Genomic DNA, 25,826 nt, shown 5'->3' on the forward strand with positions numbered 1-25,826 from the left:
CCGAGGTAGCTTGGGAGACATGACCGAACCCAAGATCATCACCGAGCGGCGGGGTCACGTCCTGCTCATCGGATTCAACCGACCGGAGAAGCGCAACGCCGCCGACTTCGAGCTCCTGCGACAGCTCGCCGACGCATACGGCGTCCTCGAACGCGACCCCGAGCTGAGGGTCGGGCTGGTGCACGCGGTCGGCGACCACTTCACGGCCGGTCTCGACCTCGGCGACATCGGGCCGCGCATCGGAGCGGACGGGCTCACGATCGAAGGCCCGGACGGCATCAACCCGTGGCAGGTCTCCGGTCAGCAGCTCAGCAAGCCGGTCGTGATCGCGGTGCACGGCACCTGCCTCACCCTCGGCATCGAGCTGATTCTGGCGAGCGACATCGCCGTCGCCGCCCGATCGACCACGTTCGGCCAGATCGAGGTCTCACGCGGCATCCTGCCGTTCGGCGGCGCCACCATCCGGTTCCCCCGCGCCGTCGGCTGGGGCAACGCGATGCGCTACATCCTCACCGGAGACAGCTTCGACGCCCAGGAGGCCTACCGCATCGGCCTCGTGCAGGAGCTCGTCGACGACGGCGAGCAGATCGACAGGGCGCTCGCCATCGCCCAGAGGATCGCCGCCCAGGCGCCGCTCGCCGTGCAGGCCGCGCTCGCCAACGCAAAGCGCGCCGTCCGCGACGGAGACGCGGCGGCGGAGGCCGAACTGCAACCGTCGCTCGTGCGGCTCGCCACCAGCGAGGACGCCGCCATCGGGATGCAGGCCTTCCTCACCAGGACGGAAGCGGAGTTCGTGGGCCGCTGAGCCCGACGACCACTGCGGCGCCACCGAACACGGAGAAACGACAGGAGAGAGCATGAGCGGCAACGAGTACGACGTCATCGTGATCGGCGCGGGGGCGGTGGGCGAGAACGTCGCCGACCGCGCGGTGCAGGGCGGGATGCGCACCGTCATCGTCGAGGCGGAGCTGGTCGGAGGCGAGTGCTCGTACTGGGCGTGTATGCCGTCGAAGGCGCTGCTGCGCAGCGGCGCCCTCCTGCGGGCGGCGCAGAAGGTCGGCGGAACGCGCGAGGCCGTCACGGGCCGGCTCGACGTCGAGGCCGTGCTGCGGCGGCGCGACGTGATGACGAGCGATTGGAAAGACGACGGGCAGGTCGAATGGCTCAACGGAGCCGGCATCGACCTGGTCCGCGGGCACGCGGTGATCACCGCCGCCCGTGAGGTGACCGTGACGGCCGACGACGGCACGGTGACGGTGCTCACCGCCCGGCACGCCGTGGCCGTCTGCACCGGCTCGGCAGCGCTCCTTCCCGACGTTCCCGGGCTCCGCGAGAGCGAGCCATGGACGAGCAGGGACGCCACGAGCGCGCAACGGGTGCCCGTGTCGCTCGCGATCCTCGGCGGGGGCGTCGTGGGCGTCGAGATGGCGACCGCGTACGCCGGATTCGGCACCGAGGTGCACCTCATCTCGCGCAGCGGGCTGCTCGGCGGCAACGAGCCGTTCGCCGGGGAGCTCGTCGCCGACTCCCTGCGCGAAATCGGCGCGACGCTGCACCTGGATGCGTCACCGACGTCGGTCGCGCGCACGGACGACGACGGCTTCCTCCTCAGCCTCGACGACGGAAGCACCGTCGAGGCTGACGAACTGCTCGTCGCCACCGGCCGCATCCCGCACACCGCCGGTCTCGGGCTCGAAGCCTTCGGTCTGGAAGGCGGTGCCTGGCTGGCCGTCGACGACTCCATGCGCGTCCTCGGCGCGGACGGCGAGCCGGTCGACGGCGGCTGGCTCTACGGAGTCGGCGATGTGAACCACCGCGCCCTGCTCACCCACCAGGGCAAGTACCAGGCGCGGGCGGCAGGCGACGCCATCGCGGCCAGGGCGAAGGGCGCTGACGTCTCGCTGGAGCCGTGGGGCACCTATGTCGCGACCGCCGACCACCAGTCGGTGCCCCAGGTCACCTTCACCGACCCGGAGGTCGCATCCGTCGGTCTCACGGCCGCCGCAGCGGAGAAGGCCGGCTATCGCACCAGGGTCGTCGACTACGCGATCAGTGGCGTGGCGGGGGCGAGCATCGTGGCGGACAACTACGTCGGGCAGGCCAGGATGGTCGTCGACGAAGACCGCCAGGTGCTCCTCGGTGTCACGTTCGTCGGGCAGGACGTCGGCGAGCTCCTGCACTCTGCGACCATCGCCGTGGTCGGAGAGGTCCTGATCTCCCGGCTGTGGCACGCGGTGCCCTCGTACCCGACCCTCAGCGAGGTCTGGCTGCGGCTGCTCGAAGCATACGGCCGACCGAAGGAGTGACGGGATGCGCATCGTCACTCGCCTGCTGTTCGACTCCCCGATCAGTTGGCTCGGCTACCTCTACGCCACCGCGGTGGGTCTGGTCTGGGGCTTCGTCTGGAGCACGGGGCGCGTCGAGCGTCGCGCCGGTCTGTTCGTCTTCCGCGGGATGCCGCAGCGCACGTTCGGCAGAGGCGGCTCGTGCGTGGGAGGCTGTTACCTCACGGCGCAGAACGTCTCTGACGACATCCTCGAACACGAGGCCGTGCACAAACGGCAATGGCAGCGCTACGGCATGGCATTCCCGCTGCTCTACCTCGTCGCGGGTCGCGACCCCCTGAAGAACCGATTCGAGATCGAGGCCGGTCTCGAGAAAGGCGGCTACCGATGACTGCTGAGACAGACGGCTACCGGCGCACGATCGTCCTCACGGGGGCGAGTTCCGGAATCGGGGTCGTCGCTGCCCAGCGGCTCTCCGAGCAGGGCAACGAGGTGGCGGTCGTCGGCCGCAACCCCGAGCGCACCCGCGCGGTCGCCGAGAAGATCGGTGCTACGCCGTTCCTCGCCGACTTCGAGAGGTTCGACGACGTTCGCGCCCTCGCCAGCGCGCTGCTCGACCGGTACGAGACGATCGACGTGCTCGCCAACAACGCGGGCGGCCTCAACGCGAAACGCGAGCTCACGGTCGACGGGCACGAGCGCACCATCCAGGCCAATCACCTCTCTCCGTTCCTGCTGACCCACCTGCTGCGGCCCCGGCTGGAACAGACCGCGGCCGCTGGACGGGATGTGCGCGTCGTCTCCACTGCGAGTCTCGCCAACCGCTTCGGTCACCTCCGCCTCGACGACCTCGAGTTCGAGAAGAGGCCATGGCTGGGCGGCTGGCGCGCCTACGGCACGGCCAAACTGGCCACGATCCTGTTCATCACCGAGCTGGCGGAACGGCTCACCGGCACGGGCGTCGACGCGTTCTCCTTCCACCCCGGCACGATCGCGACCAACTTCGGCAGGACGTCGCCGCTCATCCGGTTCGGAGCCTTCGTCACGCGCAACACCTACGGCATCCCGGTGGAGCAGGGCGCGCTCCCCCTCATCCGGCTCGCGGGCGAGGCGCCGGTCGGTGCGCCGAGCGGGACATACTTCGACCGCCTCAAAGCCAACGGCGCCACCACAGCACAGGCGAGGGACGCGCAGCTCGGCCGCGACCTGTGGACGATCTCGGAGCAACTCGTGGGGGTGGACAGCCGGGTGTGACGCGGCCAGGCGCCAGTGGTGGGCGTCAGTGGTGGGCGCCAGTGCAGGCAGACGCGGGTCAGTGGTAGGCAGCGCGTCAGTGGTAGGCGGGAGCGACGATCGCGTCGGCGGTCATGCCGACGACCGACTGCAGGTGCTCGCGCACCTCTGTGACCAGGGCGAAGCCGCCGGTGAGGATCACGCGGGTCTCGCCGGGTCCGTCGCAGAGCATCTCGGTGGTCCAGGCGCGGACGGCGCGCGTCGCGGCCTCTCCCCTGGCACAGCGCTCTCCTGTCCCCGGGCGGCCGCTGCGATTGCTGCGGGTGAGCCAGGTGACCGTCATGCGCATCGGCGTGGCGAGCGCCACGATCTCCGACTCGTCCTCGACCTCGATGAAGACACGGCCGCGGGCGCACAGCGGGAGCAGAGAGAGTTCCGCCTCGAGCCCTGTCAGAGACGACTCATCGGCGACCACCAGGAACTGCACACGGTCGTCGTGGTGAGCTGTGGTCGCGGTGTGGGTCGCGTGATCGGGTCGGTACATCGTGACTTCAGTATAGGTCAGCCTTACCTAACCTTGAAGCTCTCCGAGCGGATGCCCAGCCACGCGCACCTTCCGCCCTCAGGCCCGACGCGGCATGATCGAGACATGGAGCCTACGGCCACGAACACCATCGCGCCCATGCTGGCGAAAGCCGTCCCGACCGTCCCCGAACCGGACAAAGTCGACGGCGGCCTCAGCTACGAACCCAAGTGGGACGGCTTCCGCGCCATCGTCTACGCGACCGCATCCACCTCCGGCGGCATCGACAGCGTCGAGATCGGCAGCCGCGGTTCGAAGATGCTCACCCGATACTTCCCGGAGCTCGTCGAGGCGTTCACGCGCATCCTGCCCGGACCCTGCGTGCTCGACGGCGAGATCGTCGTGCCGACAGGCGAGCCGGGAAGGCAGCGGCTCGACTGGGAGGCGCTGTCGCAGCGCATCCACCCCGCCGCCAGCCGCGTCAAACTACTGGCGGAGGAGACGCCGGCCACCTTCGTCGCGTTCGACCTGCTCTCGCTCGGCGACGAGTCGTACCTCGACCGGCCGTTCGGCGAGCGGCGCGCCGCCCTCGAAGAGTTCGCCGGCGGTCTGCCCGCCCCGATCGAGCTCACCAGGACCACCACCGACGTCGACCTCGCCAGAAAATGGCTCGTCGAGTTCGAGGGCGCCGGTCTCGACGGCGTCGTCGCGAAACCGCTCGCCGCACTGTACGCGCAGAACAAGCGCACGATGCTCAAGATCAAGCACCACCGCACGGCAGACGTCGTCGCGCTCGGCTACCGCATCCACACCAGCGGGCGCGGCGTCGGGTCGCTACTCGTCGGCCTGTACGGTCCGGACGGCGAGCTGCGCAACGTCGGCGGCGTCTCGGCGTTCACCGACAAGCGCCGCCTCGAACTGATCGACGAGCTCGACCCGCTCGTGCTCCGCGACGCCGATGGGCAGACCGTCACCGGCGAGACGGAGCGCAGCCGGTTCTCCTCTGGCAAAGACGTGTCGTTCGTGCGGCTGCGGCCAGAGCGCGTGCTCGAAGTCCGCTACGACCAGATGGAGGGGATGCGCTTCCGCCACACAGCGCAGTTCGAGCGCTGGCGTCCCGACCGGGATGCGCGCTCCTGCACCTACGACCAGCTCGACCGCCCGATCGCCTACGACCTGGCCGACGTGCTCGACTAGCGGCGCGCCTCCGCCGTCACGCCTTCTTCGCGCGACTCGGCTGCACGCGCGGCGGCTCCCCCGGCATCTTCGGATAGTCCGGGGGGAACGGCAGCTCGCCGAGGCCATTGTCGAGGTCGCGCTGCCACCAGTCGAGCAGCACGTCGATCGTGCCCGGCTCCTCGCCGAACGACTCCCACGGGTCGCCGACGGCCGCAAGGCGCTCGGGGATCGTGAGCACGGTGTGGGTGCGCGGGTCCGTCGACGCCAGCTCCTCCCAGGTGATCGGCGTCGCCACCGGAGCGTGAGCCAGGGCGCGCGGGCTGTATGCGCCCGCCATCGTCCTGTCCCTGTTGGCCTGGTTGAAGTCCACGAAGATGCGTTCGCCGCGCTCCTCCTTCCACCACGCCGTCGTCACCTTCTCCGGCATCCGCCGTTCGAGCTCGCGGGCGGCGGCGATGACCGCGTGCCGCACATCCAGGAACTCGTGCGTCGGCTCGATCGGGGCGAAGACGTGCAGTCCGCGGTTGCCCGAGGTCTTGATGAACGCATCCAGACCGGCCTCGCGCAGCACCGCCCGCAGTTCGACGGCCGCGGGGATCGCGTCGCCGAAGTCGGTTCCCGGCTGCGGATCGAGGTCGATGCGCAACTGGTCGGGGTTGTCCGAGTCCTCCGCGCGCGACGGCCACGGGTGGAACACCACCGTGTTCATCTGCACCGCCCACACCGCGGCGGCGGGTTCGTCGATGACGAGCTGTGGATGCGACCGCGCACTCGGGTACACCACCATCACCGAACGCACGTATTCCGGTGCGCCGCGCGGCGGGTTCTTCGAGAAGAACTGCTCGCCGTCGATGCCGTCCGGAAAGCGCTGCAACGACACGGGACGGTCGCCGTTGGCGCGCACGAACGCGTCGCCGACCGCCACGAAATAGTTCGCGAGGTCGAGTTTGGTGATGCCGAGCTGCGGCCAGAGCACGCGGCCCGGACTCGAGATCCGCACCTCTCGCTCGCCGTGCGGTCCCGGAACCGTGATGACAACTGCGTCGCCTGCCATGCTCACACCGTACCCGTCGCGGGGTCGTCGATGACAGTCGTGTGAATTCCGTGTGCGATGCGGCGTCAGAACGCGTGCGATCCCGAAAGTGGGTGAGAATGTTCTCGCACCCCCGAGGACGGAGCGTGCACGACCCGAGGAGTTCCCCTGAAGATCGTCAGCTACAACCTCCGCAAGCACGCGGCAGGTCACGAGCTCGCGGACATCGCGGCCACGTACGACGTCGACGCGCTCTGCCTGCAGGAGTGCGACAGCGAGATGCTGCCGGAGCGCCTCCACCACCTCGTCCTGGCGGACACCACCAAGACCAACCGCCTCGGACTCGCCGTCTATGTGCGCGAAGACCGCTACGACATCCTCGACACCAAGGTGTTCGCCGTGCAGAAGTCGGTGCACGACCGGGTGCTCGCCCCGGCCAACGAGCGGCTCCTCGCTGTGCGCCTGCACGACAGGCAGACCGACGAGGACGTGCTGGTCGGGTCGTTCCACGCGGCCCCGCTGACCGCATCCAACTCGTTGCGGCGCAAGCAGATTGCTGCGGCCCACGCCGGGATGCGGTCGCTGGCGGCCGACATCCCCTCCGTGATGGTCGGCGACTTCAACTACCCCTGGTTCATCCGCGGTCTGGAGCGTCACCTGACGACGGCGGGCTACGCGCTCAGCCGCAGCAGCGAGCCGACCTACCTGCGCTACAAGTTCTTCACCGGCTATTTCGACTTCGTCACCTCCACCGGCTTCGAGATCCAGCGAGTGGACGTGCTGCCGCGCGGCGCATCCGACCACCGCGCGATCAGCCTGGACGCCGAACTCGCCGCCTGACCCTCGCGCGCCGCGCCCGAGCAACGCTCGTGTTCGGCAGGAGATTCGCGCCCGCCGCCGCGGAACTTCCGTCCGAACGGAGCTGCGGGCGGCGTGTCGGGTGGATGCTCCGTCCAACGGTGAGACGCCGCGCAAGCGGCAGCTCGTGCCGAGCTATATTCCGGGCGACGCGGTGAGCGCGTCTCCGCCCGGAAGGAGAATCCAGGCGACACGCCGCCCGCAGCTCCGCCCGGACGGAGAATCCAGGCGACACGCCGCCCGCATCTCCGTCCGGAAGGAGATTCCGCCGACCGAGCTTGACAACTCCGTTCGGACGGAACCTGCCCCGCGAACGGCATGACCCGCGGGCCGCCTGAACCGCGCGCCGCATATCCCGCGGGCCGCCTACCCCGCGAACGGCCTGACCCGCGGGCTGCCTGACCCGCGGGCCGCCTACCCCGCGCGCCGCCCTGCCCCGCGGGCGGGGCACCTGGACCGCTGCCGCGGCCCGGCGTATCGTGAAGCGCGTTCCCTGGCGAGGTGGTGCGCATGGACGATCTCGGGTGGCTCGCCGCCGGCGACTACACGGTCGCGCGGGAGATCCTGGAGCGCGGCGTCGCCCTCATCTACCTGATCGCGTTCGTCTCTGCAGCCAACCAGTTCCCCGCGCTGCTCGGCGAGCACGGGCTGCTGCCCGCCCCGCGGTTCCTGCAGACCGCTTACGCGCGCAGGCAGCCGACCCTGTTCCGCTGGCGGTACTCCGACCGGATGCTCCGCACCGTCGCCTGGACGGGCGCCGGTCTGTCCATGCTCATCGTCGCCGGTGTCGTGCAGCTCGCGCCGACCTGGGTGTTCCTGCCCGTGTTCCTGGTGGTGTGGTTCCTCTACCTGTCGATCGTGAACGTCGGCCAGACCTTCTACGGGTTCGGCTGGGAGAGCCTGCTGTGCGAGGCGGGGTTCACCGTGGCCATGCTCGGCGCTCTCGACACCGCTCCCCCGGTCACGATCGTGTTCCTGCTGCGCTGGCTCGTGTTCCGGCTCGAATTCGGCGCGGGGATGATCAAGATGCGCGGCGACCGCTCCTGGCGCGACCTCACCGCCCTCTACTACCACCACGAGACCCAGCCGATGCCGAACCCGCTGAGTCGCACCGCGCATCTGCTGCCGAAGTGGTGGCACAGGGTGGAGGTGCTCGGCAACCACGTCGCGCAGCTCGTTGTGCCCTGGCTGCTGTTCGCTCCGCAGCCTGTGGCGAGCGTCGCTGCGGCCGTCGTCATCCTCACGCAGTTGTGGCTGGTGGCGACCGGCAATTTCGCGTGGCTGAACGTGATCACGATCGTGCTCGCGTTCTCCGCGGTCGACGACGCCGCGTTCTCGTTCGTGTTCGGCGGAGCCAGGACCGGCGGGATCGGGGCGGACGCCGTGTCCGGCTGGTACGCGGTCGTGGTGCTGGTGGCGAGCATCCTGATCGTCGGGCTGAGCTGGCAGCCGCTGCGCAACCTGTTCGCGCGCAGGCAGCTCATGAACGCGAGCTTCAACCGGTGGCATCTCGTCAACGCATACGGCGCGTTCGGCACGGTGACGCAGGAACGATACGAGGTGATCGTCGAAGGAACGGACGACGACCCGCACGACCCGGATGCGCGCTGGCAGGAGTACGCCTTCAAGGGCCAGCCGGGAGACGTGTCACGTCTCCCCCGGCAGTTCGCGCCGTATCACCTGCGGCTGGACTGGCTGATGTGGTTCCTCGCCCTCGGCTCGCGCGACACGGAATGGTTCGAGGTGTTCCTGCTGAGGCTGCTCGAAGCCGACCGGCCGACGCTGCGGCTGCTGCGCACCGATCCGTTCGGGGGCCGTCCACCGCGGGCGGTGCGGGCCAGGATGTTCCTCTACCGGTTCACGACCAGGGCGGAGAAACGCGCATCCGGAGCCAGGTGGATGCGCGTGGAGATCGCCGACCTCGTGCCGCCGGTGTCGCTGCGCGGCTGAGCGCGCAGCAGAGCGCGCAGCAGAGCGCGCAGCAGAGCGCGCAGCAGAGCGCGCAGCAGAGCGCGCGGCAGAGCGCGCGGCTGTCAGTACCCGCCGCGCTCCTCCTCCAGCTTGGCGAGGTCGCGCCAGATCAGCAGCCGCAGGCGGGCCGGTCGCTCCTCCTCGTAGTTCGCCTTCAGCGCCTCGACCCCCGAGAACGCGTCGAGGCCGGCCTGGATGGCGCGGCCGACCTCGTCCCAGGCGTCCTGCCTGGCGCGCTCGACGATCGTGAGCAACTCCTGTTCGGAGTCCGCCTTGGCACGCAGGCCGTTCGCCAGCGCCTTCGCCGCCTCCTCGCGGAGGGCCAGGTTGCTCGTGTCGATGTCACGGTAGTCGTGCGGATGCGTGGCGTCGCCGCCCAGCCCGACGACCGCGAGCCGCGACTCTGCCGCGCGCTCCGCCGCCTGGTCCTGCTCGTCGGCGAGCTCGCGCAGCATCTCCGCCGCCTGCGCGGTGTGCCTGGCAGGGTCGAACGGGTTGTCCTGCTGGATGGTGTCGACCACGATGTGGTTCTTCACCGCCATCCTCGTCGCGTAGTCGGCGAGGAGCATCCCCTCCTCCACGGACTGTTCGAGGGTCGGCGGGGCCGGTGCCTCGAGCGCGTCCTCGTCGAACGGCCGGGTGCGCGGCGTGACCGCGCGCTTGCGGAACCAGTTCGGCCAGCGCATCCCTCTCCTCGGATCGCAGGCGGCACGAAAGGAGCGGCGCCGCCCTGCCCTCCCATTCTGTCGGAAAACGGCGCGGGTGAGGCAGAGTGGTGACATGGCTGGTGTGCGATACGAGTTCGAGGCGGAGCTGTGGCGCTGGGAGGCGCGGCGCGACCTGTGGGTGTTCGCCAGGCTGCCGCTGGACGTGTCGGAGGACATCCGGCTGCAACCGCATCCCCCTGCCGGGTTCGGCTCGGTGAAAGTGATGGTGACGCTCGGCGGGTCTCGGTGGTCGACCTCGGTGTTCCCAGAGTCGGCGGACGGAGCGTACATCGTCGCGATCAAGGGGGCGGTGCGGGCGAAAGAGGGCGTGGGGCTCGGCGACGTGGTGCGTCTCGGGATCGAGACCCTGCTGTGATCGGGACCATGCTGTAAGACCTGCAGTGGTCGAAACCTGCAGTGGTCGAAACCTGCAGGTGCGGGAGGCGGTCAGGCCGCGAGCATCCCCGCCGTCATCGCGCACATGGCGACGGCGGACGCGACCGGCAGCAGGGCGACGCGCGGCCGGTGCGTGACGGCGACGCGCAGCGCGCAGGCCAGGCACGCGACGGAGAGCGCCGCGACGGCCACGGCGAGCGCGACGACGAGCCAGGAGCCGCCGAGGTGAGCGGCGTGCGCGGCGGCGGACGTGGTGGCGGATGCGGTGGAGGGCGCGGCAGCGGATGTGACAGCGGGCGCGGTGACGGCGGCGGACGCGGCGGCGGACGTGGTGACGGCGGCGGACGCGGCGGCGGACGTGGTGGCGGCAGCGGACGCAGCGGCGGCAGCGGACGCAGCGGCAGTATGCGCGGTGGCAGGGACGGCGTGGCCGTGGACGGCGGCGAGCACGAACATGAGCGCCATCGCGAAGGGCTCGAGGGCGAGGTGGGCGGTGTTGCGGCCTCGTCCGGTCGCGGCGACCACGACGGCTGTCACGAAGAGCACCACCGCCCACGGCGCACCGGGGATGGGCGCGACACCGAAGAAGGAGGCCACCATCGCGCAGGTGGCGAGCAGCGACAGCGCGGGCAGCCCGACCAGCGGCGCGGTCGCACTGCGACGCAGCCCCGCCCACCTGTCGGGCACGGTCGCCGGCGGGGCGGGCCGCCCCGCGAGCTCCGCCGCGCGCAACGCCGTCACACCGCTCATCCCGCCACGCTACGGCCGGGAGGCGCGCGACAGTGTGCTGCCCGCGCATCCCGGTTGCCCGCCCCCGCACGCTTCACCTTCCCGACGCCGCCGTCGAGCCCAGGGTTATTCACGGTAACGCGGCGGATTGCGGTGAAAAAGCCTGGGCTCGATGGCGTCGGGGGCAAGCAGGGCGGAAAGCGAGGAGGCGAGCGGGAGGCGCGCGGGGGCGCGCGTGATACGATCCGTGTCACGGATCGTATACAGTGTCGTCCCGATTCAGATGAGGTGACCCGTGCCATACCCGACAACGCAGGCCGTCAGTCCGTCGCGCGTGACCACGTCCGTCGCGAGGAACTTCAGCGAGTTCCGCACGGCGGTGTCCGAGTCGTTCGTTCCCCTGCACGTGACCAGTTCGCATCCCGACCCGTTCTGGGGGCGCATCCGATCGGCGGACGCCGACGAGGTGCACGTGTCCGAGGTGAGCGCCGCAGAGCACGTGGTCGAGCGGACGCCGGAGCTCATCGCGCGCTCCGACCGGCACTACTTCAAGCTGAGCCTGCAGCTCTCCGGCACCGGTCTGCTCATCCAGGACAACAGGGAGGCCGTGCTGCAGCCGGGCGACCTCGCCGTCTACGACACCCACCGGCCGTACTCGCTCGTCTTCGACGACGACTTCCGCACGATGGTCGTCATGTTCCCGAAGCACCTCATCGACCTTCCCGCTGACGTCGTCGCCCAGCTCACGGCTGTGACGATGAGCGGTAAGACCGGCGTCGGCAGCATCATCGTGCCGTTCCTCGCCCAGCTCGTCGGCAACCTGGAACAGCTCAACGGAGCCACCGGCGCCAGGCTCGCCCACAGTGCGCTCGACCTGGTGACCACGATGTTCGCCAACGAGCTCGACATCGCCAGCGGGCCAGGCAACCCGCACCAGGCGCTGATGCAGCGCATCCGGGCGTACATCGACGCGAATCTCGCCTCCACCGACCTCGGCCCGACGCAGATCGCCGCCGCCCACTTCATCTCCACCCGGCACCTTCACGGGCTGTTCCGCGAGCAGGGCACGACCGTCTCCTCGTGGATCCGCACCAGGCGGCTCGAACGGTGCCGCCGCGACCTGCTCAACCCGCTCTACGGTGACCGGCCGGTGGCGGCGATCGCCGCCCGCTGGGGATTCGTGGACGCCGCGCACTTCTCGCGCGTGTTCAAGGCGACCTACGCGGAGTCGCCGAGCGAGCTGCGCGCCTCCGGTCGCGCCGCCTGACGCGCCGCCCGTCGCGCCGCTCCGCGCGCCTCCGCCGCCCACCGCACCCATCGAGTGGTCCCGACTTGTCGCGCGCGCACGGGCGCCACGGCAATTCGGGACCACTCGATGGGTCGCGGCCCCAGCGATTGTCGGGGAGGGAACGAGGCTTGACGGTCGGGGCACGATCCAGGGCGCGCCATTGATGCCGGTGGATGCCGCCGCGCACGATGGGTCCGACCCGCGCGACGCAGCGTGGGCGGAAACGGAACCCGTATGCCAGGCACCGCCCTTCCCCCGGTCAGTCGTCAGGTGGTCTTCCCATCCGCGGGTGTGATCGAGACCGCCGAGCAGGCTCTCCCCTCCCCTGGACAGGACGACCTCATCCTGCGCATCGCCCTCGTCGGCGTGTGCGCGACGGACCTGCACCTCCTCGCCGGGCACATCGGCGACCCGTTCCCTCTGGTGCCCGGCCACGAGTTCGTCGGCGAGGTCGCGGCCATCGGCGATGCCGCGGCGGCGACGCGCGGACTGTCGGTCGGCGACAGGGTCGCCGTGGAGATGCTGCTGCCCTGCCAGGTCTGCGCCCGCTGCCGCGAAGGCAGATACAACCTGTGCGAGGCGGACGACCCGTCCTCCGGTCTCCCTCACGGTCGCCAGCTCGGGGTGAACATCCCGCGCACCGTGACGCCCGGGCTCTGGGGCGGCTACGCGGAGCACCTGTTCGTGCCCCGCGAGGCGATCGTGCACCGGCTGCCGGATGCGGTCCCCTGGCAGAGCGCCGTGCTGGTCGAACCGCTGGCGGTCGCCTGCCGCGCCATCGCTCGCGGGCGGGTCGCCCCCGGCGAGTCCGTGGTGGTGATCGGGCCGGGACCGGTCGGCATCCTCGCCGCCGCTGCCGCACGCGCGGCCGGGGCTGGGCGCGTGATCGTCGTCGGCACGCGCGCCAACCGCCTGGAGCTCGCGAGACGGTTCGGTGCCGACGCCGTGGTGAACTCCCGCGAATCCGACGCCGTGGATGCGGTCAGAGCCGACCTCGACGGACGACTGGCCGACGTGGTGATCGAGATCGCGGGCGCGACGGCCGCGCAGCAGCAGGCGGTGCGACTGGTGCGACGCGGCGGGCGCGTCGTGCTCGCCGGTGCGTGCGGGGCGAACGCTCCTGTGACGTTCCTCGCCGACGAGGACCTGCTGACGAGGGAGGTCGACCTACTGCCGTCGTTCCTGTCCGCCGGCGGTTTCGAGCCGGCGATCCGGATGCTCGAACGCGCCGAGTTCGACTACGCATCGCTGGTCACCCACCGGTTCGGGCTCGACGAGGTGCGGACCGCGTACGACGTGATCGAGAACCGCGACGGCGGCGTGCTGAAAGCCGTGATCGACCCGACCGTCGGGGTCTCAGCCCGATGAGCGGCGTGGGCGCAGGGCGCACAGGGAACGCAGGGAACGCAGGGAGCACAGGGAGCGCCGACCGGTTCGACGGGCGCATCGTCGCGGTCAGCGGCACTACCAGCGGGATCGGTCGCGGCATCGCCTCCCGGCTCGCCGCGGAGGGAGCGACCGTCTTCGGCCTCGACGTGGAGCCCGGCGGAATCGGCGAGCACCTGTCCTGCGACGTCTCCGACGCCGACAGCGTCGCCCAGGCGGCGGCCGACCTTCTCGCGCTCACCGGTGGCCGCATCGACCATGTCGTCGCGAACGCGGGCATCCGCGGGTCGGACACGGCGGCCGAAGAGCTGCCGATCATCGAGTTCGACGCCGTGCTCGCGGTGAACCTCCGCGGGGTGTTCCTGACACTGCAGGCGTTCGCGCCGACCATGCTCGCCGCCGGACGGGGCAGCATGGTGGCCGTCGCATCCATGTCGGGCAATCGGGTGGTGAACGTTCCCCAGCGCACGGTGCACTACAACACCGCCAAGGCCGGTGTGACGGCGATGGTGCGCACTCTTGCGGTCGAGTGGGGCGGCAGAGGGGTGCGGGTGAACACGGTCTCCCCCGGCTACGTGTCCACGCCGTTCCTCGACGGAGACACCGCCATGCACGCGCAGTGGCTTCCGAACACCGTCCCCGGCCGGTTCGCGACGATCGACGAGATCGCGGCAGGCGCCCTCTACCTGCTCTCCGACGACGCGGGCTACTGCTACGGCACCGACCTGCTGATCGACGGCGGATACTCCCTGCGCTGAGACGCGCGGACAACGAAAGGAACACGATGACGGACACCACGCACGACCCGGCGACGGACGAATGGCGCACCTACGACGAGTTCGCCGCGGGGATCGACACCTACCGGCTGCCGAACACCGACCTCGCGGGAACGGAGCTCGCGCTCACCCTCGACGACGGCTCGACACTGACCCTGGCGTTCGAGACGGAGGCCGTGGTGTGGACCGCCTCCGGTGCCGCTGACGGCGCAGACGGCGCTGACGGCGCGGACGGGGCGGACCGCGCGCGCGGCGGCCGTGACCCGTACGACGCCGTCGCCGCCCGCGACGACGTGATCTTCGTGAACCTGCCGCTGACGAGCGTGGAGCGGGAGGCGATCACGGTGGTGTTCTCGACCACGACGCACCGCGCGCTCGTCGCGCGCTCGGTGATCGGCGAGGAGGACGTGGACGGCACGCCCCGTGTGCGGCAGACGTTCCACGCCGCCGTCACCGATGCAGGAGAGCCCGCCGGAGAGGTCCCCGGCCCGTCCCGCGACCTCATCGGCAAGCGCAACATCTACCGCTACAGCCCGCACCACCTCTACGAGCACGTCTACGTCTCGTCGCAGCGCTACGCCTGGCAGTGCCTGGAGGGCGTGCAGCGCGGGCACGGCGACATGGACCTGTCCACCGTGTGGAAGTTCGCCGACGGACTCTACCTGTTCTGCTTCCGGGAATTCCGGATCGCGGTCGCGAGCGTCTGGCTGCACGACCTCGGCTACGCCCTGCGCACCACCGGGATCTTCCTCGGGCTGAACGGCGCGGGCGAGTCGGAGCACTCGCGCGCGGGTGGCCACATCTACCCGCTCGGCTCCGTGTCGTACCCCGACGCGCAGCCGGTGTGAACGCATCCAGAACCCGTCGCATCCAGAACCCAGCGCATCCACCGCATCCACCGATCGGAGCACAGCCATGACACGCAACCACGACATCATCAAGGCCCACTACGACGCCAGCGACCGAGGCGACATCGACGGGATGCTCGCCCCGCTCGCCGCCGACGCCCGCTGGACCGAGATGGCCGGCTTCCCGTACGCGGGCACATACGTCGGCCCCGACGAGGTGCGCGCAGGCGTCTTCGAGCGCATCGGCGCCGACTGGGACGGCTACACGGCCGCGATCACCGAGCTGATCGACGGCGGAGACACCATCGTCGGCCTCGGCACATACAGCGGCACGAACAAGGAAACCGGCCTGGCCTTCGAGGCCAGGGTCGCGCACGTCTGGCGGCTCTCAGACGGCCAGGTCGTGGCGTTCGAGCAGTTCACCGACACCGCGCGCGTCCGGGATGCGCTCGCCTAGTCACCAGAGCGCGCACGGGCAAGAAGGGTGCAGCCACAGGCAACCGGCGGCAGGGCACCCGGCCGTAGGTTTCAGAACGAGATGCCACGACGAAGTGGTCGTGGCGCAACCCGAGAGGCAGGGAAGCGCATGAGGAAACACCTTTTCTACGCCACCGCGGCGCTCGCGGCATCCGCAGCACTCGTGCTGAGCGGCTGCAGCGCAGGCGGCAGCGGCGACGGCAAGGCTCCGATCGTGGTCGGATCGGTCAACACCAAGAGCGGTCCGGCGACCTTCCCCGAGGCGTCGCTCGCCGCAGCGGCCGTCTTCGACGCCCAGAACGCCAAGGGCGGGATCAACGGCCACAAGATCGACTACAAGGCGCTCGACGACAAGGGCGACCCCGCCACGGCATCGGCCAACGCCCGCGAGATCGTGGGAAGCGACGAGGCCGTTGCGATGGTCGGCTCCGCGAGCCTGATCGAGTGCGAGATCAACGCGAAGTACTACGAGCAGCAGAAGGTCCTCAGCATCCCAGGGGTCGGGGTGGACACCGGCTGCTTCGACAGCCCCAACATCTCCCCGGCCAACGTCGGGCCGTTCAACGACATGACGCTCACGCTCTACTGGGGCTCGGAGGTCGCCAAACTCGACAACATCTGCGTGCTGCTGGAGATCGCGGGAAGCACCCGCCCCGCGTACCAGAAGGCCATCGACACGTGGACGGAGCTCACCGGCAAGAAGCCGCTCTACATCGACGACACCGTGCCGTACGGCGCGAGCGACTACACGCCGTACATCGTCAAGGCGAAGGACGCCGGCTGCAAGGCCCTCGCGATCAACCCGGTCGAACCCGACGCCATCGCCCAGGTCAAGGCGGCGAACGCGCAGGGCTGGAAAGACGTGAACTGGCTCTACCTCACCAGCGTCTACAGCGACAACTTCGCCAAGGCGGTCAGCGACGCAGGAGCAGGCATCTACGTCCCGGCCGAGTTCTACCCGTTCACCGACGCGTCCAGCGACATCAACAAGGACTGGCGCGACCTGATGACGAAGAACAACATCCCGCTCACGTCGTTCTCGCAGGGCGGCTACCTCGCTGCCAAGTACTTCATCCAGGTGGCAGAGGGCATCAAGGGCGACATCACCCGCGATTCGGTCACGAAGGCACTGCACGACATGCAGCCGATCAAGAACCCGATGGTCGGGACGCCGTACACCTTCGGAACGGCGAAAGTGCACGACGGGAACACCGCAGGGTGGCCGATCAAGCTCGTCACAGGCAAGAACGCCTGGGAGCTGAACGGCGACGACTGGATCACGATCCCCAAGAAGTGACCACCAGCGGGGCTCGCCTTCCGTGCGGAGGCGAGCCCCGCATCCACTGTTTCTGAAAGGAGCCCGGATGCTGCAGGGCGCCCTCGCCGGTCTCGCTGCCGGCGGACTATACGCCGTGCTCGCGGTGTGTCTCACCCTGATGTCCCGCCTGGTGCGGGTCGTCAACTTCTCCCAGGCCGCGACAGGAATGTTCGGCGGCTTCGTCGCCGTGTGGCTGGTCAGTCACGCAAGCTGGCCGATCTGGCTCGGCTCCCTGGCCGGCGTGCTCATCGGCGGCGCGCTCAGCGCCCTGATCGGACTCATCATCGCCACCTGGCTGCCGGAGGCGGACACCACGACGCGCTCGGCGGTGACCGTCGGGCCGCTGCTGCTGCTCATCTCGCTCTCCTTCATCCTGTTCGGGAACAAGCCGCAGCCGTTCAGCCCGATCCTCTCCGGACCCGCGTTCTCGATCGGCGGCGTGGTGGTCAGCCAGGTCACGGTCGCCACCGTGGTGCTGGCGATCGTCGTCGCGCTGGCCTGCCGCCTGGTGCTCACCCGCACCTCGATCGGCACCAAGCTGCGCGCCCTGTCGGAGCGGCCGACGACGGCCGAGCTGATCGGCATCCCCGCCCGACCGCTCAGCGTGGCGGTGTGGGCGGTGACCGGGATCATCTCGGCGCTCGTCATCATCATCGTGGCCCCATCGCAGTCCAACGACGCGACCAGCCTGTCGATGCTCATCGTCCCCGCCTCCGCCGCCGCCCTGCTCGGGGCGTTCCGGCGACTCGACCTCGCCGTGATCGGCGGCCTGGTGCTCGGCCTGCTGAGCGGGCTGGTGGCGCAGATCGACCAGGTGTCGTTCATCCGGAACTTCCTGCCGTTCCTGTTCATCATCGGATTCCTGCTGTGGACGCAGCGCAAGGAGGTGTGGGATGCGGCGCGCTAGCGGCACCCCCGCGGCACGGATCGCCCTGCCGTTCATCGTCGGAGCCATCGGCCTCGCAGCCGGATACCTGCTCAGCGTCTCGCTCTCCGGCTACTTCGTCTTCCTCGCCGTGAGCGCCGTCGTCGCCGCCATCGCGATCCTCGGACTCGGCATCGTGACAGGCAGCGCCGGCATGATCGCCCTCTGCCAGTTGACGTTCGCCGCGGTCGGGGCGTGGATCGTCTCGCTGCTGAACGTGCTCAACGCGCCGGGCGGCTTCATCGTCTGGCTGATCCTCGGCGGCCTGGCGGCCGGGGTGGTCGGCGTGCTCGTCGGCCTGCCCGCCCTGCGACTGCGCGGGGTCAACCTCGCGGTCGTCACGCTCGGCTTCGCCGCGGCGGCCGACGTCACCCTGGTGCAGATCCAGTTCCCCGGCTCGACGGACGGCGTCTCCGTGCTGCGGCCGGATGCGTTCAGCGACGACAGGTCGTACTTCTTCTTCAGCGTGCTCGTGCTGGTGATCTGCGGCATCGGGGTGTACTTCCTGCAGCGCGGGAGGTGGGGGTCGAGCTGGAAGTCTGTCGCGTTCTCCGAGCGAGGCACCGCATCCGTCGGCGCCAGCGTCCCCGGCTCCAAACTCACCGCGTTCGCGGTCAGCGCGACACTCGGCGGGGTGAGCGGCGGACTGATCGCCGGGCAGGTGGGGCTGCCGTTCGCGAGCAGCTTCACGCCCATCCAGTCGCTCGCGCTCTACGTACTGGCGATCATGTCCGGCGCATACCTCATCGACATGGCGATCTTCGGCGGCATCGTCTGGATCGCCGTGCCAGAGCTGCTGAAGCGCTGGGGCATCCCGCAGGACTGGGGATTCGTGATCTTCGGCGTGCTCGGCGTTCAGGCGCTGACCAGCGGGTCGAACCTGGGGCAGAGCATCCGGAACGCCTGGTGGAAGAGGCAGGCGGCGAAGCATCCCGTGGAGCCGGCTGCGGCGGTCGATGAGGCAGGCGCGCCCGGGGTATCCGCGCCCTCCCTCCTGGCCGCGCCGCCAGCAGTTCTCCCAGCGCCCGACCCGTCCGCCGCTCCCGTGCTCGTCGTCGACGACCTCGGCGTCGCGTTCGGGCAGGTGAAGGCTCTGAACGGTGTGAGCCTCTCGGTGCCGCCGAACACGATCATGGGACTCATCGGGCCGAACGGCGCAGGCAAGTCGACGTTCGTCGACGCGGTGACCGGATTCCTGCCGCAGCACACCGGCGCGGTCTCGCTCGACGGACGCGACCTGCGCGGCCTGTCGGCGACGGCGCGGGCCAGGCTCGGCCTTCGCCGCACCTTCCAGCAGGACAGGGTGCCTCCCACGCTGACCGTCGAGGCGTACGTGCGCTTCGTCGCCCGCAGACGACTCACCGCCGCGGAGATCGACGACACACTCGCCTTCTTCGGCTGCCCCACCTCCCGCACCCGCCTGCAGAACGTGGATGTGGGCACCCGGCGCCTCGTGGAAGTGGCGGCCAACGTGCTCGCCAGCCCGCGCATCCTGATCCTGGACGAGCCGGCGGCCGGTCTCTCGCACGAGGAGCACCTGGAACTCGGCGCGCGACTGGTGCAGGCGCCGGCCAGGTTCGGGATGTCCATCGTGCTGATCGAGCACGACCTCGACCTCGTCCGCTCTGTCTGCTCGACCATCACGGTGCTCGACTTCGGCGAAGTGCTCGCCAGCGGACCGCAGGCGGAGGTGCTCGCCGACCCCGCCGTCATGAAGGCGTACATGGGTGAAACGGAGATGCTGTGAACGCGCTCGTCCTGGAATCTGTCACGGTCAGCCGCGGGGCGGGCCCCGTGATCAGCGACGTCAGCCTCGTCGTTGAACCGGGACAGATCACGGCGCTCGTCGGCCCGAACGGCGCAGGGAAGACCAGCCTGCTCGAATCGATCTCCGGGATCGTCGCGCCGAGCGGAGGGACGATCAGCGTCGCCGGCGAGTCGATCGCCAAGCTGTCGAGAGTGCAGCGCGCACGACGCGGCATCGTGCACATCGAGCAGGGGCGCGCGATCTTCCCGTCGCTGACGGTGCAGGAGAACATCCGGCTCACCGCTGGCACGCAGGAGGGCGTCGACGAGGCGCTCGCCCAGTTCCCCGAGCTGGAGAAGCGGCGGACGAGCGCATCCGGGCTGTTGTCCGGCGGCGAGCAGCAGATGGTGGTGCTGGCTCGCGCATTCGCGTCGAAGCCGCGGTTCCTGCTGATCGACGAGATGTCGCTGGGGCTCGCGCCGGTGGTGTTCATGCGGCTGCTTCCGATGATCAAGCAGTTCAGCGAATCCGGGGTCGGCGTGCTGCTGGTGGAGCAGTTCACGCACCTCGCCCTCGGCGTCGCCACCGACGCGCTCGTCGTCGCGGGCGGCCGGGTCACCTACGCCGGGACCGCATCCACCCTCCAGTCCTCCCCCGAGATCCTCCACCGCGCCTACCTCGGCGCCCCCTGACCCCCTTCCCCACTTCCCCCGACCGACGCCATCGAGCCCAGGGTTTTTCACCGTATCCGCGCGGTTTACGGTGAAAAACCCTGGGCTCGATTATCAGGGGGCGTCGAGGGGGATGGTGGGCACGTCGACGATGTGGGCGCCGCCGTCGGCGACGATGGTGGCGCCGGTCACGTAGGAGGACTCTGCGGAGCCGAGGAAGCGGATCACCGAGGCGATCTCGTCCGGCTGAGCCGGGCGGGCCAGCGGAACGGCGGCCGTCACGATGCGGTAGCCGTCCTCGCGACTCGCCAGCCCAGCCGCGCGCGCGAAATCGTCCATCTCCTCGTCGGCCATCGGCGTCTGCACCCAGCCTGGGCAGACCGCGTTGACGCGCACCCCGTAGCGGCCGTAGTCGCGTGCGAGCGAGCGGGTGAGACCGATCAGCGCGTGCTTGCCGACCGTGTAGCCCGCGACGCCGGGGCCGGCGAACAGCCCGGCGAGCGACGACACGATCACGATCTGGCCGTGCGACTCGACGAGCTGCGGCAGAGCAGCCCTGGCGAGCACGAATGCCGTGGTGACATTGGTGCGGAACGACAGCTCCCACGCAGCGTCGTCGGTCTCGTCGACCGTTCCCACCCCGTGGCCGCCCGCGTTCGCGACCACCACGTCGATGCGGCCGAGCTCGGTCACGACCCTGCGCACCGCCGCCTCCGCGTCCTCGCGCACGCTCGCATCCGCGACGACGGCGACGCCGCCCGTCTCAGCGGCCACGGCGTCGAGCGGCCCCTGTCGCCGCCCGACGAGCACGACATGTGCGCCCTCCGCTGCGTAGCGGCGGGCGGTCGCGGCGCCGATGCCCGTCCCTCCCCCGGTGATGACGACGACTTTGCCGTCGACGGATGCTCGGCTCAGTGGCACGACTGCCTGCTCTCTCTTGGTGGTCGGCCCCGCGCGCCTCACGCGGGGAAGGACGAACGCGCCAGATACCCGAAGTCGGAGACGAGCGCGTGCCCGTTCACCGGCCGGGAGACCGGCGACGCGAGGTAGAGGACGTGCCTGGCGACCTCGTCCGGGCTCTGCACGGGGAACTCCGCATCCGCGAACCCGCCGGGCTCCACCCCGAGGTCGGCGCGCGCCATCGGGGTGTCCACGATCGACGGGCACACGGCGTTGACCCGCACACCGTCCGCTGCGAGGTCGACCGACAGCGCGCGCATGAGCTGCAGCACCGCCCCCTTGGATGCGTTGTACGGCACCATCCCTGGCGCCGCGACGAAGCTCGAATCGGAGGCGAGCAGCACGACGGCGGGCTGCGCGGCGAGCCGAAGGTGCTGCAGCGCGTGCTTCACGATCAGGAACGGGCCCGTGACGTTGACGGCGAGCACGGCGTTCCAGTCCGCGAGCGCGATCTGGTCGACAGGGGAACCGAACGGACCGGAGATGCCGGCGCAGGCGATCACCGCATCCACTGTGCCCAGTGCTGCTGCCGCTGCCGTGACCGCCGCGGAGACGGACGCCTCGTCCGTGACGTCGACCCGGACCGCGACCACAGCCGCAGCCCCGGATGCGCGCAGTTCGGCCTCCACGGAGGCCAGCCCCCGCGCATCCCGGTCGAGCAGCGCGACGCGTGCGCCTTCCGCCGCGAACGCCAGCGCGCACGCCCGGCCGATGCCGCTCGCCGCGCCCGTCACGAGCACGGCGCGGCCGTCGAGCTGGAGATCCATCTGCTGCGCCAGGTCCTCGCCGCTCAGTCTTCCCTGGCCAGTTCGGGCGCTCCGGCCAGTTCGGGCGCTCCGGCTTCCTCCGTGCCATGGCCGATCTGCGCATACACGCGCGGGTTGCGCTTCTTGAGGATGACGCCCCAGACGATGCCGAGGATGCCGGGCACGATCACGATGGCGGGCAGGATGAAGGTGGTCGCCGTCGGCGGCGCCGTCGGGTCGCTGGTGAGCAGCACGTTGAAGTTCACCAGGATCAGCACGAACACCACGAGCAGGGCGACCCCGGAGACGATCGGCGCGACGAGCCGCTGCCAGACGCTGACGCCGCGGCCGTCGCGCAGGAAGAAGCCGATCACGGCGACCGAGACGATGGCCATCAGCAGCACCAGCCCCATCGCGCCGCTGTTGGTCAGCCAGGAGAACAGGGTCAGCACGGGGAACAGCGCTGCGGGGGCTCCCTCAGGAGGCACCCAGCCGACGCTCGCGATGGCGAACGCGGCGATGACGACGACGGCGAGCACGGTCTGGGTCACCGAACCTGCCCACGGCGCCCCGCTGCTGGCGCGCACGCGGGACAGCCAGCCCGGAAGCACGCCCTCGCGGCCCAGCGAGAAGAAGTAGCGGGCGACGGCGTTGTGGAAGCTGACGAGCGAGGCGAACAGGCTGGTCACGAAGAGGAGCTGGGCGATGTCGCTGACGACGACGCCGACATTCGTGGACAGGAAGGTGAAGATGAGGTCGGGGCCCTGCTTGGTGGCGTCGGCGATGACCTTGCTCGGGCCGGAGCCCACCGTCATCGCCCAGGACGACAGCGCGTAGAACAGGGCGATGATGCCGACAGCGGTGTACGTCGCCCTGGCGACCGTGCGCTTCGGGTCCTTCGACTCCTCGCCGTAGATCGCGGCGGACTCGAAGCCCATGAAAGCGGCAATGCCGAACGCGAACACCGCGCCGATGCCGGTGACGAACAGGCTGGACGGGCTCAGCGCTTCGCCGCTCACGCCCTCCGGCGCGACGATGAAGGCGGCGACGTCATAGACGATGACCACCACGAACTCGAGGGCGACCAGCACACCGAGCACCTTCGCAGAGAGGTCGACGCGGTTCACGCCGAGCACGGCGATCAGGGCGATGCAGACGATGATCGGCACCCACCACGGCACATCCCAGCCGAACTTCGCGTTCAGCAGCGACGAGACCTGGAAGCCGAACAGCCCGTAGACGCCGATCTGCATGGCGTTGTACGACACCAGGGCCACGATCGAGACGCCGACGCCGGCCGGCCGCGAGATGCCGCGGGCCACGTAGGAGTAGAACGCTCCCGCGTTGGTGACGAACCGGCTCATCGCCGCGTAGCCGACAGCGAAGATCGCGAGCGTCACACCGAGGATGAGGAACGAGAGCGGCACGCCGGTCACCCCGGTGACGGCGAAGGTGGTGGTGACGCCGCCGGCGAGCACGGTGAGCGGGGCGGACGCCGCGATGATCATGAACGTGACGGCGGGGACTCCGAGGCGCCTCGGACGCGTGTTCGGTGTCACGGCGACGACGTTGTCTGCCTGTTCTGTGGAGGTCACGGGAGGTACTCCTCGGTCGGCGCGGCACGGGATTCGCCACGGCTACTGCGATGCTCCCGTTTCCTCCACAGGTTGGCCTTGGCTTCAACTGCACACAACTTGACTCAAAGGGAACATCGCACCCAGCCCCATTCCGCAGGATGGAGTACGGCTTCGATACTGAACAGACCACCACGAGAAGGATGTCCATGTCCGCGCACCACCACACCAGCACCTCGACCGCACCGACCGCTGTCGCACACCCCCTGGACCCGCTGACCGCCGCCGAACTCTCGCGCGGTCGCGACATCCTCGACGCGGCAGGGCTGATCGGGCAGGACACACGGTTCCCGTCCGTCCTGCCGGTCGAGCCGTCGAAGGAGGCCGTCGCCGCCTTCCAGCCAGGGGATGCGATCGATCGGCGCATCCTGTTCGTGCTGCTCGACACCGCGACGGGCGAATCGGCGGAGGCAGTCGTCTCGGTCACCACGTCCGAGCTCGTGAGCCACACGCCGCTGGCGACGGCGGACGCGCCATACGGCCAGCCGCAGTACCTCCTCGAAGAGTACGAGGCCGCCGAGCGGATCGCGAAGGCGTCGCCGGAGTGGCAGGCGGCCATGACGCGCCGCGGGCTGGCGGATCGCATCGAGCTGGCGTTCTGCGCGCCGCTCGCTCCCGGGTTCTTCAACAGGGCGGACGAAGCCGGCAGGCGCGCCATCCGGTCGCTGACGTTCCTGCGGTCGAGCCAGGAGGACTCGCCGTGGTCGCACCCGGTCGAAGGACTCATCGTGCACATCGACCTCACCAAGGGCGAGGTCATCAGGGTCGAGGACGAGGGCGATGTGCCCGTTCCCGCTCTTGACGGCAACTACGACGCTGCCACGGTCGGGCCGGCGCGCACCTCGCTCAAGCCGATCGAGATCACCCAGCCGGACGGCCCGAGCTTCCACGTCGACGGACAGGCGGTCGAGTGGGAGAACTGGAGGTTCCGCGTCGGGTTCAACGCCCGCGAAGGGCTCGTGCTCAACCAGGTGAGCTTCCGCGACGGCGACGAGCACCGGCCCGTGCTCTCACGCGCCTCCGTGCCGGAGATGGTCGTGCCGTACGGCGACACGACGCCGACACGCTTCTGGATCAGCTACTTCGACGCCGGCGAGTACCTGCTCGGCAAGAACGCCAACAGTCTGACGCTCGGCTGCGACTGTCTCGGCGTCATCCACTACTTCGATGGCGTCGTGGCCGACGACCACGGCAACCCGATGACCATCCCCCAGGTCGTGTGCATGCACGAAGAGGACTACGGCGTGCTCTGGAAGCACACCGATCTGAACGGCAAGGCCGAGGTGCGCCGTTCGCGCAGACTCGTGGTCTCCTACTTCTCCACCATCGGCAACTACGACTACGGCTTCTTCTGGTACTTCTACCTCGACGGCACCATCCAGGTCGAGGCCAAAGCCACCGGCATCGTGTTCGCCGGAGCGGGCATCCCCGGGTCTGACGACCCGCACGCCACCGAGATCGCGCCCGGGCTGTTCGCTCCCGTGCACCAGCACCTGTTCTGCGCCAGGCTCGACGTCGCCATCGACGGTGAGCGCAACTCGCTCGCCGAAGTGGATGTGGTCGGCATCCCGATCGGCGACGACAACCCGTACGGCAACGCGTTCACCTGGAACACCACGCCCATCCGGAGCGAACGGGATGCGGCACGGCTGGCGAACACGGCGTCGTCGCGGGTGTGGGAGATCACCAGCGCCGAGCGGCGCAACCTGGTGGGCAAGCCGACGGCCTACCACCTCATCCCGCAGCCGGGGGCGACGCTGATGGCGCAGCCGGAGTCGACGGTCTACGGACGGGCGACCTTCGCCACCAAACACCTGTGGGCGACGGCGTTCGACCCTGCCGAGCGCTTCCCGGCCGGCGACTACCCCAACGCACACGCCGGCGGCGCCGGCCTGCCGGCGTGGACTGCGGCGGACCGCTCGCTCGAAGACGCGGACATCGTGCTCTGGCACGTTTTCGGGCCCACCCACATCCCGCGCCCGGAGGACTGGCCGATCATGCCCGTCGACTACTCGGGCTTCCTGTTCAAGCCGTACGGCTTCCTCGACCGCAACCCAGCGCTCGACCTGCCGGACGGCGCGTCAGCCGCTGCCGCCTGCTGCGGTGGCGGCAGCGCGTGCAGTTGCGAGCACTGAC

Annotated in this window: 25 protein-coding genes; 18 read left to right on the top strand and 7 right to left on the bottom strand. The window is 69.8% G+C overall.

Annotation, left to right across the window (positions count from 1 at the left end; genetic code table 11):
* Window positions 1-19 precede the first annotated feature (19 nt).
* The 4 genes from ACYVGI_RS11770 to ACYVGI_RS11785 are packed head-to-tail and all read left to right on the top strand — an operon-like array spanning window position 20 to window position 3,539.
* Window positions 20-805 (top strand): crotonase/enoyl-CoA hydratase family protein, encoded by a 786-nt coding sequence (locus ACYVGI_RS11770; RefSeq protein WP_460632793.1) that lies wholly within the window; start codon window positions 20-22, stop codon window positions 803-805.
* A gap of 52 nt (window positions 806-857) precedes the next feature.
* Window positions 858-2,306 (top strand): dihydrolipoyl dehydrogenase family protein, encoded by a 1,449-nt coding sequence (locus tag ACYVGI_RS11775; RefSeq protein ID WP_460632794.1) that lies wholly within the window; start codon window positions 858-860, stop codon window positions 2,304-2,306.
* Window positions 2,307-2,310: 4 nt separating this feature from the next.
* A complete protein-coding gene (locus tag ACYVGI_RS11780) occupies window positions 2,311-2,676 on the top strand; it encodes a Fe-S oxidoreductase (protein ID WP_460632795.1) in 366 nt (121 codons plus the stop codon).
* Window positions 2,673-3,539 carry an SDR family NAD(P)-dependent oxidoreductase gene (locus tag ACYVGI_RS11785; RefSeq protein WP_460632796.1) on the top strand — a complete coding sequence of 289 codons (867 nt, stop codon included), beginning with the start codon at window positions 2,673-2,675 and terminating at the stop codon, window positions 3,537-3,539. Before ACYVGI_RS11780 ends, ACYVGI_RS11785 begins: the two co-directional genes overlap by 4 nt.
* 76 nt (window positions 3,540-3,615) lie before the next feature.
* Here ACYVGI_RS11785 and ACYVGI_RS11790 read toward each other — a convergent pair whose 3' ends face one another.
* Window positions 3,616-4,062, bottom strand: coding sequence for an SIP domain-containing protein (locus ACYVGI_RS11790; RefSeq protein WP_460632797.1), 447 nt, complete (start codon window positions 4,060-4,062; stop codon window positions 3,616-3,618).
* Window positions 4,063-4,167: 105 nt separating this feature from the next.
* Between ACYVGI_RS11790 and ACYVGI_RS11795 the strand changes: the two genes are divergently transcribed.
* The gene (locus ACYVGI_RS11795) at window positions 4,168-5,238 is read left to right on the top strand and encodes an ATP-dependent DNA ligase (RefSeq protein WP_460632798.1); all 1,071 of its coding nucleotides are present in this window, start codon (window positions 4,168-4,170) and stop codon (window positions 5,236-5,238) included.
* A 16-nt stretch (window positions 5,239-5,254) separates the two neighbouring features.
* On the opposite strand, the gene ligD is transcribed toward ACYVGI_RS11795, so the two are convergent.
* Window positions 5,255-6,274: a non-homologous end-joining DNA ligase gene (gene ligD / locus ACYVGI_RS11800; RefSeq protein WP_460632799.1), complete on the bottom strand. Its 1,020-nt coding sequence runs from the start codon at window positions 6,272-6,274 to the stop codon at window positions 5,255-5,257.
* Between the two features lie 147 nt (window positions 6,275-6,421).
* On the opposite strand from ligD, the gene ACYVGI_RS11805 reads away from it, so the two are divergent.
* Together ACYVGI_RS11805 and ACYVGI_RS11810 are read left to right on the top strand one after the other, a co-directional pair.
* Window positions 6,422-7,093 carry an endonuclease/exonuclease/phosphatase family protein gene (locus ACYVGI_RS11805; RefSeq protein WP_460632896.1) on the top strand — a complete coding sequence of 224 codons (672 nt, stop codon included), beginning with the start codon at window positions 6,422-6,424 and terminating at the stop codon, window positions 7,091-7,093.
* A gap of 528 nt (window positions 7,094-7,621) precedes the next feature.
* Window positions 7,622-9,061 (top strand): lipase maturation factor family protein, encoded by a 1,440-nt coding sequence (locus ACYVGI_RS11810; protein WP_460632800.1) that lies wholly within the window; start codon window positions 7,622-7,624, stop codon window positions 9,059-9,061.
* Between the two features lie 83 nt (window positions 9,062-9,144).
* Here ACYVGI_RS11810 and ACYVGI_RS11815 read toward each other — a convergent pair whose 3' ends face one another.
* Window positions 9,145-9,768, bottom strand: a complete 624-nt coding sequence (locus ACYVGI_RS11815) for a hypothetical protein (protein WP_460632801.1) — start codon at window positions 9,766-9,768, stop codon at window positions 9,145-9,147.
* A 94-nt stretch (window positions 9,769-9,862) separates the two neighbouring features.
* Between ACYVGI_RS11815 and ACYVGI_RS11820 the strand changes: the two genes are divergently transcribed.
* Complete coding sequence (locus ACYVGI_RS11820) at window positions 9,863-10,165, top strand: DUF1905 domain-containing protein (RefSeq protein WP_460632802.1); 303 nt, start codon at window positions 9,863-9,865, stop codon at window positions 10,163-10,165.
* A 71-nt stretch (window positions 10,166-10,236) separates the two neighbouring features.
* On the opposite strand, the gene ACYVGI_RS11825 is transcribed toward ACYVGI_RS11820, so the two are convergent.
* Window positions 10,237-10,935: a hypothetical protein gene (locus ACYVGI_RS11825; RefSeq protein ID WP_460632803.1), complete on the bottom strand. Its 699-nt coding sequence runs from the start codon at window positions 10,933-10,935 to the stop codon at window positions 10,237-10,239.
* A 274-nt stretch (window positions 10,936-11,209) separates the two neighbouring features.
* Here ACYVGI_RS11825 and ACYVGI_RS11830 point away from each other — a divergent pair, with 274 nt between their 5' ends.
* The 9 genes from ACYVGI_RS11830 to ACYVGI_RS11870 all read left to right on the top strand — a co-directional run bounded on the left by ACYVGI_RS11830 (window position 11,210) and on the right by ACYVGI_RS11870 (window position 20,371).
* The gene (locus ACYVGI_RS11830) at window positions 11,210-12,181 is read left to right on the top strand and encodes an AraC-like ligand-binding domain-containing protein (protein WP_460632804.1); all 972 of its coding nucleotides are present in this window, start codon (window positions 11,210-11,212) and stop codon (window positions 12,179-12,181) included.
* 255 nt (window positions 12,182-12,436) lie between these two features.
* Window positions 12,437-13,570, top strand: a complete 1,134-nt coding sequence (locus ACYVGI_RS11835) for a zinc-dependent alcohol dehydrogenase (protein ID WP_460632805.1) — start codon at window positions 12,437-12,439, stop codon at window positions 13,568-13,570.
* On the top strand, window positions 13,567-14,346 hold the full coding sequence (locus ACYVGI_RS11840) for an SDR family oxidoreductase (protein WP_460632806.1): 780 nt from the start codon (window positions 13,567-13,569) through the stop codon (window positions 14,344-14,346). Before ACYVGI_RS11835 ends, ACYVGI_RS11840 begins: the two co-directional genes overlap by 4 nt.
* A 26-nt stretch (window positions 14,347-14,372) precedes the next feature.
* Window positions 14,373-15,212 carry a MoaF C-terminal domain-containing protein gene (locus tag ACYVGI_RS11845; protein WP_460632807.1) on the top strand — a complete coding sequence of 280 codons (840 nt, stop codon included), beginning with the start codon at window positions 14,373-14,375 and terminating at the stop codon, window positions 15,210-15,212.
* A gap of 67 nt (window positions 15,213-15,279) precedes the next feature.
* Window positions 15,280-15,669, top strand: a complete 390-nt coding sequence (locus tag ACYVGI_RS11850; RefSeq protein ID WP_460632808.1) for a nuclear transport factor 2 family protein — start codon at window positions 15,280-15,282, stop codon at window positions 15,667-15,669.
* Window positions 15,670-15,798: 129 nt separating this feature from the next.
* On the top strand, window positions 15,799-16,986 hold the full coding sequence (locus ACYVGI_RS11855; protein ID WP_460632809.1) for an ABC transporter substrate-binding protein: 1,188 nt from the start codon (window positions 15,799-15,801) through the stop codon (window positions 16,984-16,986).
* Between the two features lie 67 nt (window positions 16,987-17,053).
* The gene (locus ACYVGI_RS11860; RefSeq protein WP_460632810.1) at window positions 17,054-17,914 is read left to right on the top strand and encodes a branched-chain amino acid ABC transporter permease; all 861 of its coding nucleotides are present in this window, start codon (window positions 17,054-17,056) and stop codon (window positions 17,912-17,914) included.
* Window positions 17,901-19,679: a branched-chain amino acid ABC transporter ATP-binding protein/permease gene (locus ACYVGI_RS11865; protein WP_460632811.1), complete on the top strand. Its 1,779-nt coding sequence runs from the start codon at window positions 17,901-17,903 to the stop codon at window positions 19,677-19,679. The genes ACYVGI_RS11860 and ACYVGI_RS11865 overlap by 14 nt, the downstream gene beginning before the upstream one ends.
* Window positions 19,676-20,371: an ABC transporter ATP-binding protein gene (locus ACYVGI_RS11870; RefSeq protein ID WP_460632812.1), complete on the top strand. Its 696-nt coding sequence runs from the start codon at window positions 19,676-19,678 to the stop codon at window positions 20,369-20,371. Before ACYVGI_RS11865 ends, ACYVGI_RS11870 begins: the two co-directional genes overlap by 4 nt.
* A 93-nt stretch (window positions 20,372-20,464) precedes the next feature.
* On the opposite strand, the gene ACYVGI_RS11875 is transcribed toward ACYVGI_RS11870, so the two are convergent.
* Genes ACYVGI_RS11875 through ACYVGI_RS11885 form a run of 3 tightly spaced genes read right to left on the bottom strand, consistent with a single transcriptional unit; the run spans window position 20,465 to window position 23,564 of the window.
* Window positions 20,465-21,271, bottom strand: a complete 807-nt coding sequence (locus tag ACYVGI_RS11875) for an SDR family NAD(P)-dependent oxidoreductase (RefSeq protein WP_460632813.1) — start codon at window positions 21,269-21,271, stop codon at window positions 20,465-20,467.
* Between the two features lie 38 nt (window positions 21,272-21,309).
* Window positions 21,310-22,077 carry an SDR family NAD(P)-dependent oxidoreductase gene (locus tag ACYVGI_RS11880; protein ID WP_460632814.1) on the bottom strand — a complete coding sequence of 256 codons (768 nt, stop codon included), beginning with the start codon at window positions 22,075-22,077 and terminating at the stop codon, window positions 21,310-21,312.
* 23 nt (window positions 22,078-22,100) lie between these two features.
* Window positions 22,101-23,564, bottom strand: a complete 1,464-nt coding sequence (locus tag ACYVGI_RS11885) for an APC family permease (RefSeq protein ID WP_460632897.1) — start codon at window positions 23,562-23,564, stop codon at window positions 22,101-22,103.
* A gap of 275 nt (window positions 23,565-23,839) precedes the next feature.
* On the opposite strand from ACYVGI_RS11885, the gene ACYVGI_RS11890 reads away from it, so the two are divergent.
* Window positions 23,840-25,825 (top strand): primary-amine oxidase, encoded by a 1,986-nt coding sequence (locus ACYVGI_RS11890; protein WP_460632815.1) that lies wholly within the window; start codon window positions 23,840-23,842, stop codon window positions 25,823-25,825.
* Window position 25,826: the final 1 nt, after the last annotated feature.

The sequence above is a fragment of the Leifsonia lichenia genome, assembly GCF_054780215.1.

Excerpts from the sequence above, each read along its gene's own strand:
- ACYVGI_RS11770 (WP_460632793.1), top strand. The coding sequence starts at position 20 with ATGACCGAACCCAAGATCATCACCGAGCGGCGGGGTCACGTCCTGCTC.
- ACYVGI_RS11775 (WP_460632794.1), top strand. The coding sequence starts at position 858 with ATGAGCGGCAACGAGTACGACGTCATCGTGATCGGCGCGGGGGCGGTG.
- ACYVGI_RS11780 (WP_460632795.1), top strand. The coding sequence starts at position 2,311 with ATGCGCATCGTCACTCGCCTGCTGTTCGACTCCCCGATCAGTTGGCTC.
- ACYVGI_RS11785 (WP_460632796.1), top strand. The coding sequence starts at position 2,673 with ATGACTGCTGAGACAGACGGCTACCGGCGCACGATCGTCCTCACGGGG.
- ACYVGI_RS11790 (WP_460632797.1), bottom strand. The coding sequence starts at position 4,062 with ATGTACCGACCCGATCACGCGACCCACACCGCGACCACAGCTCACCAC.
- ACYVGI_RS11795 (WP_460632798.1), top strand. The coding sequence starts at position 4,168 with ATGGAGCCTACGGCCACGAACACCATCGCGCCCATGCTGGCGAAAGCC.
- ligD (WP_460632799.1), bottom strand. The coding sequence starts at position 6,274 with ATGGCAGGCGACGCAGTTGTCATCACGGTTCCGGGACCGCACGGCGAG.
- ACYVGI_RS11810 (WP_460632800.1), top strand. The coding sequence starts at position 7,622 with ATGGACGATCTCGGGTGGCTCGCCGCCGGCGACTACACGGTCGCGCGG.
- ACYVGI_RS11815 (WP_460632801.1), bottom strand. The coding sequence starts at position 9,768 with ATGCGCTGGCCGAACTGGTTCCGCAAGCGCGCGGTCACGCCGCGCACC.
- ACYVGI_RS11820 (WP_460632802.1), top strand. The coding sequence starts at position 9,863 with ATGGCTGGTGTGCGATACGAGTTCGAGGCGGAGCTGTGGCGCTGGGAG.
- ACYVGI_RS11825 (WP_460632803.1), bottom strand. The coding sequence starts at position 10,935 with ATGAGCGGTGTGACGGCGTTGCGCGCGGCGGAGCTCGCGGGGCGGCCC.
- ACYVGI_RS11835 (WP_460632805.1), top strand. The coding sequence starts at position 12,437 with ATGCCAGGCACCGCCCTTCCCCCGGTCAGTCGTCAGGTGGTCTTCCCA.
- ACYVGI_RS11840 (WP_460632806.1), top strand. The coding sequence starts at position 13,567 with ATGAGCGGCGTGGGCGCAGGGCGCACAGGGAACGCAGGGAACGCAGGG.
- ACYVGI_RS11845 (WP_460632807.1), top strand. The coding sequence starts at position 14,373 with ATGACGGACACCACGCACGACCCGGCGACGGACGAATGGCGCACCTAC.
- ACYVGI_RS11850 (WP_460632808.1), top strand. The coding sequence starts at position 15,280 with ATGACACGCAACCACGACATCATCAAGGCCCACTACGACGCCAGCGAC.
- ACYVGI_RS11855 (WP_460632809.1), top strand. The coding sequence starts at position 15,799 with ATGAGGAAACACCTTTTCTACGCCACCGCGGCGCTCGCGGCATCCGCA.
- ACYVGI_RS11860 (WP_460632810.1), top strand. The coding sequence starts at position 17,054 with ATGCTGCAGGGCGCCCTCGCCGGTCTCGCTGCCGGCGGACTATACGCC.
- ACYVGI_RS11865 (WP_460632811.1), top strand. The coding sequence starts at position 17,901 with ATGCGGCGCGCTAGCGGCACCCCCGCGGCACGGATCGCCCTGCCGTTC.
- ACYVGI_RS11880 (WP_460632814.1), bottom strand. The coding sequence starts at position 22,077 with ATGGATCTCCAGCTCGACGGCCGCGCCGTGCTCGTGACGGGCGCGGCG.
- ACYVGI_RS11885 (WP_460632897.1), bottom strand. The coding sequence starts at position 23,564 with ATGATCATCGCGGCGTCCGCCCCGCTCACCGTGCTCGCCGGCGGCGTC.
- ACYVGI_RS11890 (WP_460632815.1), top strand. The coding sequence starts at position 23,840 with ATGTCCGCGCACCACCACACCAGCACCTCGACCGCACCGACCGCTGTC.